We start from the raw sequence: 4,724 nt of genomic DNA on the forward strand, positions 1-4,724 counted from the left end.
GCGCTATACCTACCTGGCGGGGCCGACTACAGGTGAAGCGCCGCTGCTGCTGCTGCATGGATTTGGCTCTAGCCTAGAGCAGTGGCGGGAGAATCTGGTGGTATTGGCGCAGCAGCGGCCGGTGTATGCGCTGGATTTGGTCGGCTTTGGCGGTTCTGAGAAAGTGGCCGGGCGGCTGGGGGTGGACCTGTGGGTAGAGCAGGTGGCGGCGTTCTGGCGGGGATTTCTGGGCCAGCCGATGATTTTGCTGGGCCATTCGCTAGGGGCACTGGTGGCGCTGGCGACGGCGGCGACCCAGCCGGAAATGGTGGAGCGGCTGGTCATGCTGACGCTGCCAGCGGCGCGGCAGGAGCTGCTGAGTGGGCCGCTGGCGGGATTTGCCAGTCGGGTGGAGGAGTGGTTTTCGACGCCGCTGCTGATTCGGCCGCTGTTTGCGCTAATCCGTCGGCCCCGGCTGATGCGGGCGATCTTGGAAAAGCTGCATGTGTCGCCGGAGCGGGTAGACGATGCGTTAATGACCTTATTTATTCGACCGACGCAGGAGCGGGGCGCGGCGCGGACGCTGTGCTATCTGGTCAAGTCGCGGACGGAGGCCAGCTTTAGCCCGGCGACGCGAGAGCTGGTACCGCTGTTGCAGGTGCCGACGCTGCTGCTGTGGGGAAATTGCGATCGCGTTATTCCAATCGCCTGGGGCCAGCTGGTCAATTCGCTAAACGAACGGCTGACGCTGGTGGAAGTTGATAAGGCTGGCCATTTCCTGTACGACGAACAGCCCGATCAGATCCATCAAATTTTGCGGGACTGGCTTGGGAGTAGGGGAGTCAGGGCGTGGGAGTAGTTAGGGATTCTTAGTCAGTTTGGGGAGTGAGAAGCGGAACTGGCTGCCCTGGCCGGGTTGGCTATCGACCTCGATCTGGCCGTTCTGGAGCTCGACCAGGCGCTGGCAGATAGCGAGGCCGATACCGGTGCCGCCGGAGGCGCGATCGCGGGAGGGGTCGGCGCGCCAGAAGCGCTCAAAGACATGGGGCAGGTCAACGGGATCGATGCCAATGCCGGTGTCGGTGACGGTGACCCAGACAGCAGTGGGGGTGTCTTCGGCGGTGACGGTGACCTGGCCAGCGGCGGTGTAGCGCAGGGCATTGCTGAGTAAATTGACCAGAATTTGCTCAACCCGTTCAGGGTCGGCATAGACGGGCGGCAGCTGGCTCGTTAGGTCTAGCTTGAGCTGGAGCGGTCCAGTTTCAGAAAGCTGGTCGGCAAAGCGGCGAACGACCTGTTGCAGTAGCGGTGCTAGCGACAGGGGCTGGAGCTGGACCGGTAGGTAGCCCGCTTCTAGCTTGGACAGTTCTTGCAGGTCGTTGATCAGGCGTTGGAGGCGGCCGGTTTCGTGGATCAGGCGGGCGTAGGCCTCGGGACTGGGCTCGACGGTGCCGTCGGCCAGCCCTTCTAGGTAGCCCCGGACGATGGTCAGCGGCGTCCGCAGCTCGTGGGTGAGGTCGCTGACCAGCTCGCGGCGGCGCTGCTCAACGCCTTCGAGATCGGCTGCCATCCGGTTGAAGCTGTGGGCCAGGCGGTTGAATTCGGGAATTTCGAGCGGCGGAACGCGGGTAGATAGGTCGCCGCTGGCAAAGTTACGGGTGATCGCCTCCATTCGCAGCAGCGGGCGAATCATGCGCTGGGACAGGAAATAGCTGGCGCTGGTGGCAGCGACGCCGCCCAGCAGGATAGACCAAACCATGCCTCGTGCCCAGGCGTCTTCAAAGCCCTCCATCAGCTGGCCCCGGATCTGTTTGCTTCGCAACCCCTGACCTTCCATCCGCTCTAGGGTAACGACGAAGTAGCGCGGCGTGTAGAGCCGACTGACCCCGGCTAGGGCGATCACCGCGATCGCTAAAACCGTCAGGTGAGAAAGCAGCAGCCGGTTGCGTAGGTCGAGCTTAGCCATCTTCAAACCGGTAGCCAACGCCGATCACCGTTTTCACAAAGACTGGCTGGGAGGGGTCGGGCTCAATCTTTTTGCGCAGCCGGGCGATGTGGGTATCGACGATGCGGTCATCGCCAAAAAAATCGTCTCCCCAAAGCTTGTCAATCAGCTGGGAGCGATTCCAAACGCGGCCTGGATAGCTCATGAACGTAGCCAGCAGGTCAAATTCTAGCGGCGTTAGCTCCAGCGGGGTGGGGCTATCGTCGCCCCCGCTGCGATGGGCCGTGCGCTGGTCTAAATCCAAGGTGAAGTGGGCTGTCTGATAGGTCTGGCTGACGGACTGCCCTCCCTGCCGCAGACTGCGACGCAGCAGGGCCCGGACGCGGGCAACCAGCTCCCGAGGACTAAAGGGCTTGACCATGTAGTCATCGGCTCCGGTGGAAAGGCCAATGATCCGGTCTACTTCTTCTCCCTTAGCAGTCAAGATCAGAATATAGGGATCTTTAGCACCGGGCTGCTGTCGAATCCGAGCGCAGACCTCCAGGCCATCTAGACCCGGAATCATCAGATCTAAAATAATTAAGTCCGGTTGAAATATCTTAAAACGCTCCATTGCAGTGATACCATCACGGCAACTCTGACAGTTGAATCCTTCTTTTGTTAAATAGAGCTGAATCAGCTCAGCAATCTCGGCTTCATCTTCCACAATTAAGATATCCATCTCTTTTCAGCCGCCTCAGAAAAACTGCTTTCCTTTAAAGGGATCAGCCACTACAGTAGTCAGCAACCTAACTGCCATCTTTCTTCCTCGCCGCTATCCATGTCTGCTCTTACCCTCAACACCCTAGCGTCAAAACTTTCTCAAGATCTCAGTCCGCTCCCGGAAATTGCGACGGAGCCGACGGTCCGCTGTGCGCTAGGTCGGGACAAGCTGATGGTCCTAGCCGAATATCCAGCGGCACCAACCGATACGATTCTCTCCCAGGCCTTCGCTCAGTTAGAGCAGCGGCTGCGGCATCAGCTCAACATATCGGGGCTGCCGGAAGAAGCGGCTGAGCTAGCGGCCAGCACGGATAAAATTCCGGTACATCTCTACTTTAAGCTGCGCGACCAGGAAAAACCGCTGGCGGTTCATCGCTTTGTCTGGCAGGTGAGCGAGGGGTTTGATGCCGTTTTTGGCGACGCTGCCGCGCTACCACCAGAGACCTATTCAGAGACCTATCCGCCCCTTGATACCACGCCATTCGACCCAGAACCGGCTGATTCGGAGGCCGTCCCGGAGGAAGAAATAGCAGATCTGCAACCGGCAGACACAGATCGATGGGAAGCGGAGCTGACGGAAAATATCGCGATCGCGGCATCGCTAGACGAAGAGCCCGAGGTAGCGACGGTCGATGAAGCGGAGGTACAGCAGCAGGGCCGACCGTGGCAGCAGCGGACACTCCACACGCGCTGGCTGGCGATCGGGCTAGCCGGAGGCGTCATCCTCGTCGGGGGGCTTTATGGGGCTACCCGACCCTGCACCTTTGGTCGCTGTGAGCGAATTGAGACGGCTCAGGTCAGTGGTGCCGCAGCGCTCGACCAGCTTGAGTCAGCCCCTTCCCCCGGAACGATTCAGGACGTGCGGCAAGACCTGCGCGGCGTTGTCAATCGGCTTCGCCCGATTCCTTTTTGGTCGCCCTACCACGACCAGGCTCAGGCGGTTATCCAAAACTACCAGGCAGAAATTGACAGGCTAGATACTATTGTGGCAGCGCAGGGCAGCGCAATAGCAGCGGCGGAGCTGGCCCAGTCTCCTCCCCACCCAATTGAGCGCTGGCAGGAAATTGCTGCCCACTGGCGGGATGCGATTCAGCGGTTGGAAAGCGTTTCGCCGGAGAGCGCAGTCTATGCTTTTGCTGAAACCAAGCTGACTGAATATCGTAACTATCTGGCGATTATTGAGGGCCGAATTGCCTCGGAGGAAGCGGCAGAAGCTAGCAATAACCAGGCTTTGCAGGCAGCCCAGCTAGGGACACAGCTGGCTGAAATTGCCGACTCGCTGGAGGAGTGGGAAACGGCGCTCAGTTCCTGGCAAACGGCGGTCAGCCGGCTAGAGCAGATTCCCCAGGGGACGCTGGCCTATGGCGAAGCCCAGGAGCTACTGCCGCAGTATGAGGCATCGCTGGGCCAGGTACGGACTCAGACTCGCCGGGAACGGATTGCAGACCAGTTTTTCTATGAGGCGGTCGGCAATGCCGCCGAGGCCCGCCGCTATGAAGGCGATGAGCAATGGACGCTGGCCGTGATGAACTGGCGCGATGCGCTTCAGCAAGCGAGGCGAGTGCCAGAGAACACGGCTCAGTACGAAAAGACGCAAAATTTGATCAGCACCTACCAGAAGGCGCTGTCTGAAGCTGAAGCCAATCTGCAAATCGCGGCTCGGTTTCAAACCGCTCAGCCCAGCCTGGCTAGCGCCTGCGGGTTTGGTAACCAGCAGCGATGCGCGTTTCGGATTCAAGATGGCAAGGTCCGGCTAGATCTGGTGCAGGGCTATGACCAGGCGCTGAACCAGTCGATTACGCCGCCGCCGGAGCGCCAGGCAACCGCGATCTCGCCCCAGGTAGCCGCGGAAGCCAACGAGCTGCTGCGGCAGATCACCGCGATTGGGGATAACAATCGGCTGCCGCTAGAGCTGTACGACGCGGGCGGGGAGTTTTTGGCGCGGTATCGGCCGGAGTTGGATGGGTTTGTGAGGTAAGGGGAGTGGGGGAGTGATGGAGTAGGGGAGTGGGGAGTAGTAGGGTGATGGGGTGGGTAG

General features: G+C 60.2%; 4 protein-coding genes. 2 read left to right on the forward strand and 2 right to left on the reverse strand.

Going from position 1 to position 4,724, the window contains the following annotated elements; translation table 11 throughout:
* The coding region (locus IQ241_RS24910; protein ID WP_193912467.1) for an alpha/beta fold hydrolase at positions 1-838 on the forward strand (838 nt) is incomplete at its 5' end.
* Here the strand turns inward: IQ241_RS24910 and IQ241_RS24915 are convergent.
* Together IQ241_RS24915 and IQ241_RS24920 are read right to left on the reverse strand one after the other, a co-directional pair.
* Positions 839-1,945, reverse strand: a complete 1,107-nt coding sequence (locus tag IQ241_RS24915; protein ID WP_193912469.1) for a sensor histidine kinase — start codon at positions 1,943-1,945, stop codon at positions 839-841.
* On the reverse strand, positions 1,938-2,645 hold the full coding sequence (locus IQ241_RS24920) for a response regulator transcription factor (RefSeq protein WP_193912471.1): 708 nt from the start codon (positions 2,643-2,645) through the stop codon (positions 1,938-1,940). Before IQ241_RS24920 ends, IQ241_RS24915 begins: the two co-directional genes overlap by 8 nt.
* Before the next feature lie 99 nt (positions 2,646-2,744).
* Here IQ241_RS24920 and IQ241_RS24925 point away from each other — a divergent pair, with 99 nt between their 5' ends.
* The gene (locus IQ241_RS24925; RefSeq protein WP_193912473.1) at positions 2,745-4,664 is read left to right on the forward strand and encodes a hypothetical protein; all 1,920 of its coding nucleotides are present in this window, start codon (positions 2,745-2,747) and stop codon (positions 4,662-4,664) included.
* The last annotated feature ends 60 nt before the right edge of the window (positions 4,665-4,724 follow it).

This window comes from Vasconcelosia minhoensis LEGE 07310 (assembly GCF_015207255.1).
In the GTDB taxonomy this organism is placed as follows: domain Bacteria; phylum Cyanobacteriota; class Cyanobacteriia; order Phormidesmidales; family Phormidesmidaceae; genus Vasconcelosia; species Vasconcelosia minhoensis.